This window comes from Anthropogastromicrobium aceti, from assembly GCF_020687335.1.
GTDB lineage: Bacteria > Bacillota > Clostridia > Lachnospirales > Lachnospiraceae > Anthropogastromicrobium > Anthropogastromicrobium aceti.
Window position 1 is genome coordinate 87,828 of the sequence record NZ_JAJEQN010000004.1, and the last position, 15,028, is coordinate 102,855.

A 15,028-nucleotide genomic window follows, 5' to 3' on the forward strand; every position below is an offset into this window, starting at 1 on the left:
ACATATAAAGAGTTATGAAAAACAAAAACAGAGAGAGGTGCACAGATGGAGCAGAAATTAAAGGTAGGCGTACTTGGTGCGACAGGAATGGTAGGACAGCGTTTTGTAACACTTTTGGAGAACCATCCGTGGTTTGAGCTTGTTGCAGTAGCAGCAAGTCCAAGATCTGCAGGAAAAACCTATGAGGAGGCAGTAGGCGGACGCTGGAAGATGAAGACACCGATGCCTGAGGCAGCAAAGAAGCTTGTTGTGTTAAATGTTAATCAGGTAGAAGAAGTTGCTGCACAGGTAGATTTTGTATTTAGTGCAGTTGACATGTCAAAGGATGAGATCCGTGCAATTGAGGAAGCTTATGCAAAGGCAGAGGTTCCGGTTGTATCTAATAACAGCGCACATCGCTGGACACCAGATGTTCCGATGATGGTTCCGGAGTTAAATCCAGAGCATGCAGAAATCATTCCTTATCAGAGAAAGCGTCTTGGCACCAAGAGAGGATTTATCGCAGTAAAGCCAAACTGCTCAATCCAGAGCTATACACCGGCACTTCACGCACTGCGCGAGTTTGAGCCAACACTTGTTGTTGCAACTACATATCAGGCAATTTCCGGAGCAGGAAAGACCTTCAAGGATTGGCCGGAGATGATCGACAACGTAATTCCTTACATTGCAGGTGAGGAAGAAAAGAGTGAGCAGGAGCCGCTTCGTATCTGGGGCAAGATTGAGGATGGTGTGATCAAGAAGGCAGAGGGACCGCTGATCACAACACAGTGCATCCGTGTACCAGTTGAGGATGGTCATACAGCAGCAGTATTTGTAAACTTTAAGAAGAAGCCAACAAAGGAAGAGATCATTGATCGTTGGAACAATTTCAGCGGCGAGCCGCAGAAGTTAAATCTTCCAAGCGCACCAAAGCAGTTCATCCGCTACATGGAGGAGGACAATCGTCCGCAGGTACACTTAGATCGTGACTATGAGCATGGAATGGGCATCTCATTAGGCCGTCTGAGAGAAGATACTGCATTTGACTATAAGTTTGTTGGTCTTTCCCACAATACACTGCGTGGTGCAGCAGGCGGTGCAGTTTTGAGTGCAGAGCTTTTAACTGCAAAGGGCTATATCACACCAAAGAACGCATAAGCGTAAAATATAAATGATGACAGAAAGGGGATAAAAATGTCTGTTGAAAAAAAGTTTTATGGCTATACAGCCGATCAGAAGGAGATTTCTTCCTACACACTCACAAACAAATCAGGAATGAAGGCAGTTTTGCTTGATATCGGTGCTGTTATTGAGAGTCTTCTTGTACCAGATAAAAATGGAAATCTGGTAGATGTTGTATTAGGATTTGGTGATCCAAAGCTTTATCTGGAGAATAACGGAAGTCTTGGCGCTGTCGTAGGCCGTCATGCAAACCGTATTGCAAATGCAACGTACACTTTAAATGGAGTTACTTATAAGCTTGAGGCTAATAATGGTCCTAACAATCTTCACAGCAACCCGGGAAGCTACTATAAGCGTCTGTGGGATGCAAAGATTGGAGAAAACTCAGTTGCCTTTACACTTCATAGCCCAGATGGTGATCAGAATTATCCGGGTAACTTTACAGTTACAGTTACCTATACGCTAAGTGATGAGAATGGTCTTTCTCTTAAATATGATATGGAGAGCGATAAGGACACACTTGCAAATCTGACAAATCACAGCTATTTTAACATGGATGGTCATGACAGTGGTGATGTTTTGTCACAGAAGGTATGGATTGATGCTGATCAGTTTACACCATCTGATGCAACTCTGATCCCGACAGGTGAGTATAGAGATGTTACAGGAACACCATTTGATTTTAGAACAGAAAAAACCATCGGACAGGATATTCATGCAGATGATGAGCAGATAAAAAATGGCGGCGGCTATGACCATAACTATGTCTTAAAGACAGATGGCAAGTTTGCAAAGGTTGCATCTATGACAGGTGCAAAGAGCGGTATCGTGATGGATGTTTACACCGATATGCCAGGTATGCAGGTATATACTGCAAACGGAACAACAATTGAATGCGGAAAAAATAAAAGCTCATATAAGCCATTCTGCGGTGCATGCTTTGAGACACAGTTTTTCCCGGATTCCATTCATCATGAGAATTTCAAGAGCTGTGTATTAAAGGCAAATACAAAGTTTACAACTGTTACAGAATATCGTTTCCATACGGTATAACGGCAAGGAGGAGGCAGCAGCAAAAACTACTGCCTCTTGTTTGCGTTTTAAGGAAAAAAGTAAATGTAGAAAGGTTTTTTCATGGGGAAACAATTGTTTATCGCTGAGAAGCCGAGCGTTGCAGCAGAATTTGCAAAGGCGCTTAAGGTAAATGGCGGACGAAAGGACGGCTATTTAGAGTCTGACCAGTATGTGGTGACTTGGTGTGTTGGTCATTTGATCACGATGTCTTATCCAGAGGTCTATGATCCTGCACTCAAAAAGTGGAGCCTTAATACAATTCCATTTTTCCCAGAGGAATGGAAATATGAGGTGATTGGCTCTGTCAAAAAACAATTTGCCATTGTAAAGGGATTATTAAACCGTGCAGATGTAGATACTATTTATATTTGTACCGACTCTGGACGTGAAGGTGAATATATTTATCGTCTGGTAGATCAGATGGCCGGCGTCAAGAACAAAAAGAGGCTGAGAGTGTGGATTGATTCTCAGACAGAAGAAGAAATTTTAAGAGGAATACGTGAGGCAAAGGATTGGAGCTTTTATGATCATCTGAGCGATTCTGCTTATTTAAGAGCGAAGGAAGATTATCTTATGGGCATCAATTTTTCCAGAGCACTGACGCTGAAATTTGGTCCTGCTGTTGCTTCCTTTATGAATACAAAGTGGTCTGTCATCTCAGTAGGACGTGTAATGACATGCGTACTAGGCATGGTTGTGCGAAGAGAACGTGAAATACGAAGCTTCGTAAAGACACCATTTTACCGTGTGATTATATCACTTCCTGTGGCGCAGGAGGAAAATAAGGGAACTATGGAGGCTGAGTGGCGAAGTGTGGAAGGCTCAAAGTATTTTCAGTCGCCAAAGCTTTATAAGGAAAATGGCTTTTTAAAGAGAGAGACGGCACAGGAGCTTATAAGTTATCTGGAGGCACCTCTTAATCCAGAAGAAAAAAAGCCTGACTGTACTTTAATTAAAATTGAGAAGAAAAAAGAGCAGAAGCAGCCACCGCTTTTATTTAATCTTGCCGAGCTTCAAAATACATGTTCAAGACGATTTAAGATAAGTCCTGATGAGACACTTAAAATCGTTCAGGAATTATATGAGAAGAAGATGGTCACATATCCAAGAACAGATGCGCGTGTGCTTTCTACTGCAGTGGCAAAAGAAATTTCAAAAAATATTCGCGGCTTAAGTAATTTTGCACCTATGGGCAGTTTTGCACAGGAAATCTTGTCACAGGATGCATGGAAAACAATCGCAAAGACACGCTACACAAACGATAAGCAGATCACAGATCACTATGCCATTATCCCAACGGGACAAGGTCTTGGTGCATATGAGCGTCTGTCAGGCGTGGCAAAGGGCGTATATGAGGTAATCTGCCGCCGTTTTCTCAGCATTTTTTATGGGCCGGCTGTCTATAAAAAATACGCACTTGAATTTCAGGTAAAGACGGAGCACTTTTTTACATCATATCGTATGCTGGAGGATCCGGGCTATTTAAAGGTAACAGGCATGCCACAGGAAAGTACAGCACAAAAAGAAGGCGAGGAAGAATTTGCTGTTGATGAAACTTCATTTTTAAGCCGCATTTTGTCAGGCTTAAAAAAGGGTATGCTCTTTGAAGAAACATCATATGCTGTAAAGGAGGGTGAGACATCACCGCCTAAGCGCTATAACTCAGGTTCACTGATTCTGGCCATGGAAAATGCAGGCCAGCTTATTGAAGATGATGAGCTTCGCGCGCAGATTAAGGGAAGCGGCATTGGAACAAGTGCTACGCGTGCAGAGATTTTAAAAAAACTTGTATCAAATGGATATTTGTCTCTAAATGCAAAGACACAGATCATAAAGCCGCAAAAGCTTGGAGAAGCCATATATGAAGTAGTAGCTGTGTCTATCAGGCAGCTTTTAAATCCTGAGCTGACAGCTAGCTGGGAAAAGGGACTGACTTATGTTTCAGAGGGTACAATCACATCACAGGAATATATGGATAAGCTGCAAAATTTTGTTGCTAGAAGAACACAGGGAGTTAAGCAGGTAACAAATCCGGGAGCAATCCGCGGAAACTTTGCAGGCTTTGAGGCTTTTTATGAGACTTCGCGCAAGTCTTAAAAAAACATGGTTGCACAAAAGCAAAATATAAAGTAAACTAATGATGACAGGCAGCCTGCAAAAAACGCAGACTACGGAAAGGTATGGTAAAAAGATGGATTCAATTAAAGTATCTGCACTTTATAACACAGAAGAGACAATCGCAAAGGAGCTTTTTAAGGATGACTGCTATCCGTGGGAAATCCTTCCGAAGATTAAGGATTTTATCTTAACACTTGGCCCGACACTTCCGAAGGATAAGTTTGATGAGATTGAGAAGAATGTATGGGTAGCAAAGTCAGCTGTAGTTGCAAAAACGGCATCTATTACAGGACCATGTATTATTGACGAGGATACAGAAGTTCGTCATTGTGCTTTTATCCGTGGAAATGCACTCGTTGGAAAGCATTGTGTAGTTGGCAATTCAACAGAATTAAAGAATGTAATTTTGTTCAATAATGTACAGGTTCCTCATTACAATTATGTAGGTGATTCCATTTTGGGATATAAGTCTCATATGGGTGCAGGCTCCATTACATCAAATGTTAAGTCTGATAAAAAGCTTGTTGTTGTAAAATCAGAAGATGAAGCGATCGAGACAGGATTAAAGAAATTCGGTGCAATGCTCGGCGACAATGTAGAGGTTGGCTGTGGAAGCGTTCTTAATCCGGGAACTGTTATCGGATCAAACAGCAATATCTATCCACTTTCCTCAGTCAGAGGAATCGTTCCCGCCGGAAGTATCTATAAGCACGCCGGTGAAGTAGTGATAAAGCAGGTGGAGGAGTGATTCATCTTCGGAAAAAGAAAAAAGAAGAACATACACCTAAAGTAAAGAAAAAGACAGGTATCATTCAGTCTATTTTAAATCCTATCGGATTTGCAAAAAAGCTGTACGATGACGATCAGGTCATGACAAATGCTGCAACTATTACATTGTTTATGGTTATGTCATTGTTTCCAATGCTGATGATTTTGCTTTGGCTTATGTCACGCATGATGCTGTCGCCAGAGGTGCTTCTAAAGATAGTATCCTCTGTTCTTCCAGAAGAAATGCTTGAGCTTGTAACAGGAATTGTGTCTGATTTGTATGAGAAATCGCTTAGCGTATCAGCGTTGTCGATCACAATTATCATGGCATTGTGGTCGTCATCAACGGGAATCTCATTTTTAGTTAAGGGACTAAACCGCGTCTATAAAAGAGAGGAACAGCGAAATTGGTTTGTACACAGGGCATTGTGCCTTGTATATACGGGCATATTTCTAGTGATAATGCTTCTTGTAATGGCATTTCTTGTATATGGAAGCAAGTTTCGTGTGTTTTTAGTTTCGGTATGGCCGGAACTTGAAAACTGGACTGTTTTGATTACCATTTTGCAAAATGGCATTGCGATTGGCGGCATGATTCTTTTCTTTCTTGCCGTTTACAACATTTTCCCGCAAAAGCGTCTGCCTTATAGAAAGCAGATGCCTGGTGCAATCGCAGCAACTATTGGATGGTACAGCTTTTCAGCGATCTACGCCACATATATACGCAACAGTAAGAATCTTGCCTTTATGTATGGAAGCCTTGCGTTAATTATCGTGTTTTTAGTATGGATGTATGTCTGCATGAATATTGTGCTTATTGGCGGCGAAATCAACTTCTTGTATAACAATCGTTATTACTATAAGTTATATTTGCTGACAGAAAAGCAGATTGATATTCAGGAATATTTCATGCATGCTAAGTCAGAGACAGAGATATTAGAACCGGAAGTGGTGGACGAGGAAGAAAACACTAAAGAGTGGGAACAAAAAGAGCCAGAAGTGGCAGAAATACTAGAGGAGCCACAGCAAGAAGTGGCAGAAATACTAGAAGAGCCACAGCCAGAAGTGGCAGAAATACTAGAAGAACCGCAACTGGCAGCATCGGAAGAAATACAAGAGCAGCCAGATTTGTCGGAGAAAATAGAATAAGCAAAAGATTGCACTCATGTAAACATTTGCGTGAGTGCTTTTTTATTTTTGTCAACCGAATTTCAACTTCTTTTTGCGCAATTTCTACCTTATTTTCACAAAAATAAAAAGCAAATATGATAAAGTATAGGACAAAATGCGAATTTGTTGAAAAGTAACAAAATAAAATGAGTATTTTTGAACAAAAAACCATCGCTTTTTTTGAAAAGCGTGGTATAATTTAGATGTATGCTAAGTGAAAGAGGGGATTTTAATCATGGCAAAAGAAATGATTGCAATGCTGCTTGCCGGTGGACAGGGATCACGTCTGTACGCACTGACACAGAAGCTTGCAAAACCAGCAGTACCTTTCGGCGGAAAATATCGTATTATCGATTTCCCGTTATCAAATTGTGTGAATTCAGGTATTGATACCGTCGGTATTCTCACACAGTATCAGCCGTTGGTATTAAACGAATATATTGGAAACGGACAGCCTTGGGATCTTGACCGTCTGCATGGCGGCGTTCATGTTCTTCCGCCGTATCAGCAGGCGTCCGGCTCTGACTGGTATAAGGGAACCGCAAATGCGATTTATCAGAATATTTCCTTTATAGAGCGTTATAATCCACAGTACGTAATTATCCTTTCAGGTGATCAGATCTGCAAGCAGGACTACAGTGATTTCCTTCGTTTCCATAAGGAAAAGGGCGCAGAGTTCAGTGTGGCAGTTATGGAGGTTCCGTGGGATGAGGCATCTCGTTTCGGCCTGATGGTGGCTGACGAGGATTCTCGTATTACAGAGTTCCAGGAGAAGCCAAAGAATCCAAAGTCAAATCTGGCTTCCATGGGTATTTACATTTTCAACTGGGATATCTTAAAGAAGTATCTTATTGAGGATGAGGCAGATCCAAATTCTCAAAATGACTTCGGAAACAACATTATTCCAAACCTTCTTCGTGACGGACGTAATATGTATGCATATCGTTTTGATGGATATTGGAAGGATGTTGGAACTATTTCTTCCTTGTGGGAAGCAAATATGGAGGTTCTTGATCCTGAGCACAGCGGTATCAATCTGTTTGATGAAAACTGGAAGATTTATAGCCGAAACAGCGGTATGACAGGTCATCGCATTGGTGCAGATGCAGAAGTGCAAAACTCCATGATTACCGATGGATGCCGTATCCATGGTAAAGTAAAGCACTCCATTTTATTTGCAGGTGTTTCTGTAGAGCCGGGTGCAGTTGTTGAGGATGCAGTTGTCATGGGTGGCACTGTAATCAAGGCAGGTGCACAGGTAAGACATTGTATTATCGCTGAGAATGTTGTAATTGGCGAGAATGCAGTTGTAGGCGAGGCGCTCTCAGAGGGCGGCAAGGGCGTTGCGACAGTCGGTGCAGGTGTTTATATTGGAGACAATGCAAAGATTGGTCCAAACGCAATGGTCAGCGAGAATGTAAAGGGTGGTGAAGAACAATGGTAAAATCAAATGTAAATGCGCTGGGAATTATCTTCCCGAACAGTTATGATAATATGGTTCCGGAGCTGGTAACAGAGCGTCTTATGGCTTCCATTCCCTTTGCAGGACGTTATCGTATGATCGACTTTATCCTTTCAAGCATGGTAAGCAGCGGAATTGATAATATTTCCATTATTGTCCGCAATAATTATCATTCCTTGATGGATCATCTTGGTTCGGGACGTGAGTGGGATCTTACCCGTAAAAATGGTGGTTTGACAATTATTCCTCCATTTGCAGAGAAGACTGTAAAGATGTATAACGGACGTGTTCAGGCACTTGCCAGCATTCTTGAACTTCTGCGTGACCAGAAGGAAGAGTATGTTGTAATGTCAGATGCCAATATTGCAGTTAATTTTGATTTCAGTGCAATGCTGCAGGCTCATATTGAGAGTGGTGCTGATGTAACAGTTGCATATAAGGAAGAGGAATTAGCAGACAGTCTGAAGAATTTAGATATCATGAAGGAAGATTTCTTCTATACACTTGCACTTGAAGGAGATAGAGTAAAGAAGATTTATGTAAACTCCGAAGAGTCTGGTCCACAGAAGCTTTCTATGAATATCTACATCTTAAAGAGAGAGCTTCTGATTGATTTAGTACATACTGCATTTGTTCGCGGATATGTTTACTTTGAGCGTGATATTCTTGCACATAGACTCGATAAGCTGAATGTAAAGGCATATCGTTTTGACGGCTACCTTGCAAGAATCACCGATATGAAGAGCTACTTCGATGAGAACATGAAGCTTCTTGAGGATGAAAATCTTGATGCACTGTTTGCACCAAATCCGATCTACACAAAGATTCGTGATGATAACCCGACACGCTACATCAACGGTTCTAAGGTAAAGAACGTGATGGCTGCCGATGGCTGTATCATCGAGGGAGAGGTAGAGAATAGTATACTCTTTAGAGGTGTTAAGATTGCAAAGGGCGCAAAGGTAAGAAACTGCGTGCTGATGCAGGATACCGTAGTTGGTGAAGGCTGTGATCTTGAGTATGTTATCACAGATAAGAATGTAACCATCTCTGCCGATAAGGAAATCAAGGGCACAAATACCTTCCCGGTATATGCCGCTAAGTTCCAGAAGATTTGATGAAAAATATTACAAAAGAGGGGTGGTCATTTTGACGCTCCTCTTTTTTTAATAAAACTCTTGTAGGATCTTTTGAATTTTGGTATGATAGTAGAATATGGAGAAATCTGCTGTTTTTTACTTGACAGCTTATAGATACAGGCCTGCGGGCCGGGAGGTTAATTTTATGAAACATGCCCATCAGATCAAATCGGTGGCGCCGGGCTCAATTGCAGAGGAGCTAGAGCTAGAGCCAGGTGATAAGATCCTGCAGATTAATGGTCAGGATATCGAGGATGTCCTTGATTATCGTTTTTATATTCAAAATGAAGAAATAGATATGGTTGTCCAGAAAAAGGACGGCTCAGAGGTGGAGTGGGAGTTCGATAAGGACTTTTACGAAGACCTTGGCATCGAGTTTGAGAGCGGTCTTATGTCAGATTATCGTTCCTGTACAAATAAGTGTATCTTCTGCTTTATTGACCAGATGCCGCCGGGAATGCGCGATACGCTTTATTTTAAAGATGATGATGCAAGACTTTCATTTCTTCAGGGAAATTATATTACATTGACAAACATGAAAGAGCATGATCTTTCACGTATTATAAAATATCATCTGTCACCTATCAATATTTCAGTTCAGACGACAAATCCAGAGCTTCGCGTAAAGATGCTTCACAATCGTTTTGCAGGGAAGATCATGGAAACGCTGAATCGTCTTCGTGATGCAGATATTGAGATGAACGGTCAGATCGTTTTGTGCAAGGGAGTAAATGACGGTGCCGAGCTAGAGCGTTCAATTCGCGATCTTGCAGGATTATATCCGCAGATGCAGAGTATGTCAGTAGTTCCAGTTGGTTTAAGTAAATATCGTGAAGGCTTGTATCCGTTAGAGCCGCTTACAAAAGAGGATGCAGAAAATGCCCTTGATATTATTGGCCGTTTTCAAAATGAAATGTATGAACGTTTTGGCACACATTTTGTTCATGCAAGTGATGAGTTTTATCTGCTTGCAAACCGTCCTCTGCCGCCGGAAGAAGTTTATGACGGCTATGTGCAACTTGAAAATGGTGTTGGTATGCTGCGTCTTTTAATAGAAGAAACAGATTATACATTAGAAGCGTTAAGCGGTGATGAGCGTGTCCATACATTGTCTCTTGCGACAGGAAAGCTGGCATACCCATTTTTAAAGGATATTGCGGCAAAAGTTCATGAGAAGTTCCCAAATGTGAACATTACAGTCTATGAGATTTTGAATGATTTCTTTGGACATGGTGTTACTGTGTCTGGTTTGATCACTGGACAGGATTTAATTAAGCAGCTTAAAGGCAAGCCATTAGGAGAGGTTCTTCTTCTTCCAGCGAATATGTTTAGAAGTAATGAAGAAGTATTTTTGGACGATCTAACAAAGCAGGATGTCGAAAAAGCTTTACAAGTTCCGATAAATATTGTAAAATCAGACGGGCAGGAACTGATTCGTGCAATGCTGATGGAAGAAAGTGAAGAAACCGAGCAGCTTCATTCTCCATATGAGCTGTAATTACGAATGTTTTTGAAGATTTATATTTATGTAAGAAAGCGAGAAGAATATGAGTAAACCGATAGTTGCTATCGTAGGCCGCCCGAATGTCGGAAAGTCTACGTTGTTTAATGTAATTGCAGGCGATTCCATCGCCATCGTAAAAGATACGCCAGGTGTAACAAGAGACCGTATTTATGCGGACTGCAGCTGGCTGAATTATAATTTTACCCTGATTGATACAGGTGGTATTGAGCCGGATTCAAGTGATGTAATTTTGTCACAGATGAGAGATCAGGCACAGATCGCAATTGATACTGCAGATGTAATCATTTTCCTTGTTGATGTAAGACAGGGACTTACCGATGCAGACGGCAAGGTAGCAGATATGCTTCGCCGCAGCCAAAAGCCAGTTGTTCTTTGTGTTAATAAGGTGGATTCCTTTAAGAAGATGGAAGCAGATGTATACGAGTTTTATAACCTTGGAATCGGTGATCCGATCCCTGTATCTGCATCAAACCATCAGGGTGTCGGTGATCTTCTTGAGGCTGTCAGTGATCATTTTAAGAAGGACGGCAGTGAGTCAGATGATGATGATCGTCCGCGCATCGCTATCGTAGGCCGCCCGAATGTTGGAAAATCATCTATTGTAAACCGTCTTGTAGGCGAGAAGCGTGTGATTGTATCTGACATTGCAGGAACAACACGTGATGCCATTGATACGCCTCTTAAGAGAAATGGCCGCGAGTATATCCTTATTGATACAGCAGGTCTTCGCCGCAAGAGCAAGATTCACGAGGATCTTGAGCGCTATAGTATCATTCGTACTGTTACAGCAGTAGAGCGTGCCGATGTCGTCGTTATGGTAATTGATGCGGCAGAGGGCGTTGCAGAGCAGGATGCAAAGATTGCAGGTATCGCACACGAGCGCGGTAAGGGTGTAATCATTGCAGTAAACAAGTGGGATGCTGTTGAAAAGGATGATAAGACAATCTACAAGATGACAGAAAAGATCAAGCAGACACTTGCATATATGCCATATGCAGAATTTGTTTTCATCTCTGCAAAGACAGGACAGAGATTAGACAAGCTCTTTGAGCTGATTGATATGATCATCGAAAATCAGTCTATGCGTATTGCAACTGGTGTGTTAAATGAAATCTTAGCAGAGGCTGTAGCTATGCAGCAGCCGCCGTCAGATAAAGGACGCCGCTTAAAGATCTTCTACATGACTCAGATTTCAGTAAAGCCGCCGACATTTGTTGTCTTTGTAAATGATAAGAAACTGATGCATTATTCTTACACACGATATATCGAGAACCAGATCCGCAATGCATTTGGCTTTAGAGGAACGCCGCTTCGCTTTATTATCCGCGAGAGAAAGGAAGATAAGTAATGATACGCGTATTATTGCTGGTGATCGGATATTGTCTGGGAATGATCCAGACAGGTTATCTTTATGGAAGAATGAAGGGAATTGATATCCGCAAGGCGGGAAGTGGAAACTCCGGTGCGACAAATTCACTTCGAGTACTTGGCAAAAAGGCTGGTCTTATCGTCTTTGCTGTCGATTTGTGCAAATGTTTTATTCCATGTTTGATCGTAAAGGCATGGGCTGTTTCAAGCGGACAGCAGCATATGGAAGATATCTATATGCTGTATCTGGCGTTTGGTGTTATTTTGGGACACAATTATCCATGCTATTTAAATTTTAAGGGCGGAAAAGGAATCTCCAGTACATCAGGCTTTATTTTAGCATTTGATCTTCGTATCGCCGCTGTGTGTCTGGCAGCATTCAGTGTAATTGTTGGAACGACACGTTACGTATCATTAGGCTCACTGACAGTTGTTTCAATCTGCTTCGTGATGGGTGTGATTTTTGGCGTAAACGGTATGCTTAGTGTAGAGCCGGCAAATATGGCAGAGTTTATTATATTGCTTGCCCTAATTACAATTCAGGCATATATTCGCCACAGAGCAAATATCAAGCGTCTGTTAAGCGGCACTGAAAATAAAATAGGTGCTAAGAAATAAATATAAGGAAGGTTTGTGTTATGGCAAAAGTCAGCATTATAGGAACGGGAACATGGGGCATTGCCCTTGGCATGGTGCTGGCGCAGAATGGCCATGAAGTAACGGCGTGGTCTGCGCTGCCGAAGGAAATTGAGGCACTAAGGGAAAGCTATACATGCAAAAATCTTCCGGGAGTTGAGATCCCGAGAAGCATTGTATTTACAGCAGATTTACAGGAGGCATGTACTGATAAGGAGATGCTTGTTTTGTCAGTTCCTTCGGTATTTACCAGAGGAGTAGCAAAACAGATGAATCCTTTCGTAAAGGAGGGACAGCTGATTGTAAGCGTAGCAAAGGGCATTGAGGAAAAAACATTAATGACAATGTCCCAGCAGATTGAAGAAGAACTTCCGATGGCAAATGTTGCAGTTCTTTCTGGCCCAAGCCATGCAGAGGAAGTCAGTCGCGGCATTCCGACAACTGTTGTTGCTGGAGCAAAGGACAGACAGACAGCTGAGCACATCCAAAACTTGTTTATGTCATCTGTCTTTCGTGTATATACAAGCCCTGATATCTTAGGTATTGAGCTTGGCGGTGCACTTAAAAATGTCATTGCCCTTGCAGCAGGTGTCAGCGATGGTCTTGGCTGCGGTGATAACACAAAGGCAGCTCTTATGACAAGAGGAATCGCAGAGATCACAAGACTTGGTGTAGCAATGGGCGGAAAGCCGGAGACATTTTCCGGACTTTCAGGAATCGGAGATCTGATTGTCACATGCACAAGCATGCATAGCAGAAACAGAAGAGCCGGCATCCTGATCGGACAGGGAAAGACAATGCAGGAAGCCATGGACGAAGTTCAGATGGTGGTAGAAGGTGTGTACTCTGCGAAGGCAGCCCTTGCACTCAGCAAAAAATATAATGTTTCCATGCCGCTCGTGCAGGAAACTAATCAGGTTTTGTTCGGTGGAAAAACAGCAGCAGAAGCATTAAAGGATCTGATGCTTAGAGACAGAACAATTGAGAGTGAAAATTTGCTGTGGGAAAATAAGTAACAATAATATCCTAACGAATAAATTCCTAACGAATAAATTCCTTCATATGCGCATAGACTGACAGTAACAGCCCGGACTGTCCGGGGATGATTGTCAGGAGGCGTGTATGAAGGAATTTCACATTTATAAGGATATCAGACAGCGAACAAACGGAGAGATCTACTTAGGGGTTGTAGGCCCGGTGCGTACCGGCAAGTCCACCTTTATCCGCCGTTTTATGGAGGAGATGGTCATCCCACATATGGAGGATGGTCCGGCGAAAACGCGCTCTAAAGATGAGCTTCCGCAGGCAGCATCAGGCAAGAACATTATGACAACAGAGCCTAAATTTATTCCGACAGAGGCGGCAAAAATCTTCTTAGAGGATAAGACAGAGATGAAAATTCGTCTCATTGACTGTGTTGGCTTTCTGATTCCTGGCGCGTTTGGTGCCACAGAAGAAGAAAAAGAGCGTCTTGTACATACACCATGGTTTGATTATGATATTCCATTTTCACAGGCGGCAGAGCTTGGCACGCGAAAGGTAATTGAAGAACACAGCACAGTAGGTATTGTTGTGACGACAGATGGCAGTGTGACAGGAATCGAGAGAGCAGCCTATGAGGAAGCGGAGAAGAAAACAATAGAAGAGCTTAAAAAGCATCAAAAACCATTTGTAGTTGTCTTAAACACAAAGACACCTTATACAATAGCCGTAAAGCAGCTTACAAAAAAGCTGCAGGAAATGTATAAGGTTACAGTTGTGCCAATGGACTGTGCATCGATGGATCTTGAGGATATAAGTCAGCTGATGAAGAAAATCTTGTTTGAATTTCCAGTGTGTCAGGTTGATTTTGAAACGCCGGGCTGGTTTGATGTGCTTGAGCTTTCTAGTCCTGTCAAAAAAGCAGTCATCGAATTTGCGCAGAAAGTCATGAATCAGATCAGCTGTATGCGCGATGCAAAGGTACCAGAAAAAGAAAACCTTCCGCAGCAGATTAGCCGATTTGTGCTAGAAGAGACAAATCTTGCACAGGGAAAGATCGTCTATGAAATAAGCTTAAAGGAAGAACTTTATTTTTCATTGGCCAGTGAATGTGCAGGCTTTTTGCTTACATCACAAAAGCAGCTTTTTGATGCTCTTGCCGAGTATGCCAGACTTCGCTCTCAGTATCAAAAGGTACAGTCAGCAATGGAATCAGTTGCCCAAAAGGGATACGGTGTTGTCACGCCAGAGAGAAAACAGATAAATATCTCAGAGCCAATAGTCGTGCGTCACGGAAGCAGATATGGCGTCAGAATGAAGGCAACGGCTCCGTCAATTCATATGATACAAAGCATGGTAGAGACAGAGATTGCACCTATAGTCGGAAGTGAACAGCAGGCAAAAGATCTAGTCGATTACATAGAATCTGCGGCACAGAAAGAGCAGGATGGAATATGGAACACAAACATCTTCGGAAAATCAATTGAGCAGATCGTCGAAGACGGCATGAACGCTAAAATAAACCAAATGACAGACAGCTGCCAGCAAAAGCTTCAGGATGCGCTTAAAAAGATTATAAACGACAGCAATGGCGGTATTGTGTGCATAATTATCTAACGATACCTT

Annotated in this window: 12 protein-coding genes; all 12 read left to right on the forward strand. The window is 42.1% G+C overall.

All coding sequences use genetic code 11. The features are described from left to right. The first annotated feature begins 45 nt into the window (after nucleotides 1–45). The 12 genes from asd to spoIVA all read left to right on the forward strand — a co-directional run bounded on the left by asd (nucleotide 46) and on the right by spoIVA (nucleotide 15,019). Nucleotides 46–1,137 carry an aspartate-semialdehyde dehydrogenase gene (gene asd / locus LKD48_RS02535; RefSeq protein ID WP_066564039.1) on the forward strand — a complete coding sequence of 364 codons (1,092 nt, stop codon included), beginning with the start codon at nucleotides 46–48 and terminating at the stop codon, nucleotides 1,135–1,137. 36 nt (nucleotides 1,138–1,173) lie between these two features. After that, entirely contained in the window at nucleotides 1,174–2,214 is a 1,041-nt protein-coding gene (locus LKD48_RS02540) for an aldose epimerase family protein (protein ID WP_262536198.1), read from the forward strand. Between the two features lie 81 nt (nucleotides 2,215–2,295). Then, on the forward strand, nucleotides 2,296–4,332 hold the full coding sequence (locus LKD48_RS02545) for a DNA topoisomerase (protein WP_308731082.1): 2,037 nt from the start codon (nucleotides 2,296–2,298) through the stop codon (nucleotides 4,330–4,332). A gap of 94 nt (nucleotides 4,333–4,426) precedes the next feature. Next, nucleotides 4,427–5,101, forward strand: a complete 675-nt coding sequence (locus tag LKD48_RS02550; RefSeq protein ID WP_308731083.1) for an acyltransferase — start codon at nucleotides 4,427–4,429, stop codon at nucleotides 5,099–5,101. Next, nucleotides 5,098–6,270, forward strand: a complete 1,173-nt coding sequence (locus LKD48_RS02555; RefSeq protein WP_308731084.1) for a YhjD/YihY/BrkB family envelope integrity protein — start codon at nucleotides 5,098–5,100, stop codon at nucleotides 6,268–6,270. Before LKD48_RS02550 ends, LKD48_RS02555 begins: the two co-directional genes overlap by 4 nt. A 256-nt stretch (nucleotides 6,271–6,526) precedes the next feature. Beyond that, the gene (locus LKD48_RS02560; protein ID WP_066564051.1) at nucleotides 6,527–7,735 is read left to right on the forward strand and encodes a glucose-1-phosphate adenylyltransferase; all 1,209 of its coding nucleotides are present in this window, start codon (nucleotides 6,527–6,529) and stop codon (nucleotides 7,733–7,735) included. Beyond that, nucleotides 7,729–8,871 carry a glucose-1-phosphate adenylyltransferase subunit GlgD gene (gene glgD / locus LKD48_RS02565; protein WP_308731085.1) on the forward strand — a complete coding sequence of 381 codons (1,143 nt, stop codon included), beginning with the start codon at nucleotides 7,729–7,731 and terminating at the stop codon, nucleotides 8,869–8,871. The genes LKD48_RS02560 and glgD overlap by 7 nt, the downstream gene beginning before the upstream one ends. Before the next feature lie 166 nt (nucleotides 8,872–9,037). Further along, nucleotides 9,038–10,390 carry a DUF512 domain-containing protein gene (locus LKD48_RS02570; RefSeq protein WP_308731086.1) on the forward strand — a complete coding sequence of 451 codons (1,353 nt, stop codon included), beginning with the start codon at nucleotides 9,038–9,040 and terminating at the stop codon, nucleotides 10,388–10,390. 49 nt (nucleotides 10,391–10,439) lie between these two features. Further along, nucleotides 10,440–11,765: a ribosome biogenesis GTPase Der gene (der, locus tag LKD48_RS02575; RefSeq protein ID WP_066564057.1), complete on the forward strand. Its 1,326-nt coding sequence runs from the start codon at nucleotides 10,440–10,442 to the stop codon at nucleotides 11,763–11,765. After that, a complete protein-coding gene (gene plsY / locus LKD48_RS02580; protein WP_066564059.1) occupies nucleotides 11,765–12,403 on the forward strand; it encodes a glycerol-3-phosphate 1-O-acyltransferase PlsY in 639 nt (212 codons plus the stop codon). The genes der and plsY overlap by 1 nt, the downstream gene beginning before the upstream one ends. Nucleotides 12,404–12,423: 20 nt before the next feature. After that, the gene (locus tag LKD48_RS02585; protein WP_227101954.1) at nucleotides 12,424–13,437 is read left to right on the forward strand and encodes an NAD(P)H-dependent glycerol-3-phosphate dehydrogenase; all 1,014 of its coding nucleotides are present in this window, start codon (nucleotides 12,424–12,426) and stop codon (nucleotides 13,435–13,437) included. A 106-nt stretch (nucleotides 13,438–13,543) separates the two neighbouring features. Beyond that, on the forward strand, nucleotides 13,544–15,019 hold the full coding sequence (gene spoIVA, locus LKD48_RS02590; RefSeq protein ID WP_308731087.1) for a stage IV sporulation protein A: 1,476 nt from the start codon (nucleotides 13,544–13,546) through the stop codon (nucleotides 15,017–15,019). The last annotated feature ends 9 nt before the right edge of the window (nucleotides 15,020–15,028 follow it).

Excerpts from the sequence above, each read along its gene's own strand:
- asd (WP_066564039.1), top strand. The coding sequence starts at position 46 with ATGGAGCAGAAATTAAAGGTAGGCGTACTTGGTGCGACAGGAATGGTA.
- LKD48_RS02540 (WP_262536198.1), top strand. The coding sequence starts at position 1,174 with ATGTCTGTTGAAAAAAAGTTTTATGGCTATACAGCCGATCAGAAGGAG.
- LKD48_RS02545 (WP_308731082.1), top strand. The coding sequence starts at position 2,296 with ATGGGGAAACAATTGTTTATCGCTGAGAAGCCGAGCGTTGCAGCAGAA.
- LKD48_RS02550 (WP_308731083.1), top strand. The coding sequence starts at position 4,427 with ATGGATTCAATTAAAGTATCTGCACTTTATAACACAGAAGAGACAATC.
- LKD48_RS02560 (WP_066564051.1), top strand. The coding sequence starts at position 6,527 with ATGGCAAAAGAAATGATTGCAATGCTGCTTGCCGGTGGACAGGGATCA.
- glgD (WP_308731085.1), top strand. The coding sequence starts at position 7,729 with ATGGTAAAATCAAATGTAAATGCGCTGGGAATTATCTTCCCGAACAGT.
- LKD48_RS02570 (WP_308731086.1), top strand. The coding sequence starts at position 9,038 with ATGAAACATGCCCATCAGATCAAATCGGTGGCGCCGGGCTCAATTGCA.
- der (WP_066564057.1), top strand. The coding sequence starts at position 10,440 with ATGAGTAAACCGATAGTTGCTATCGTAGGCCGCCCGAATGTCGGAAAG.
- plsY (WP_066564059.1), top strand. The coding sequence starts at position 11,765 with ATGATACGCGTATTATTGCTGGTGATCGGATATTGTCTGGGAATGATC.
- LKD48_RS02585 (WP_227101954.1), top strand. The coding sequence starts at position 12,424 with ATGGCAAAAGTCAGCATTATAGGAACGGGAACATGGGGCATTGCCCTT.
- spoIVA (WP_308731087.1), top strand. The coding sequence starts at position 13,544 with ATGAAGGAATTTCACATTTATAAGGATATCAGACAGCGAACAAACGGA.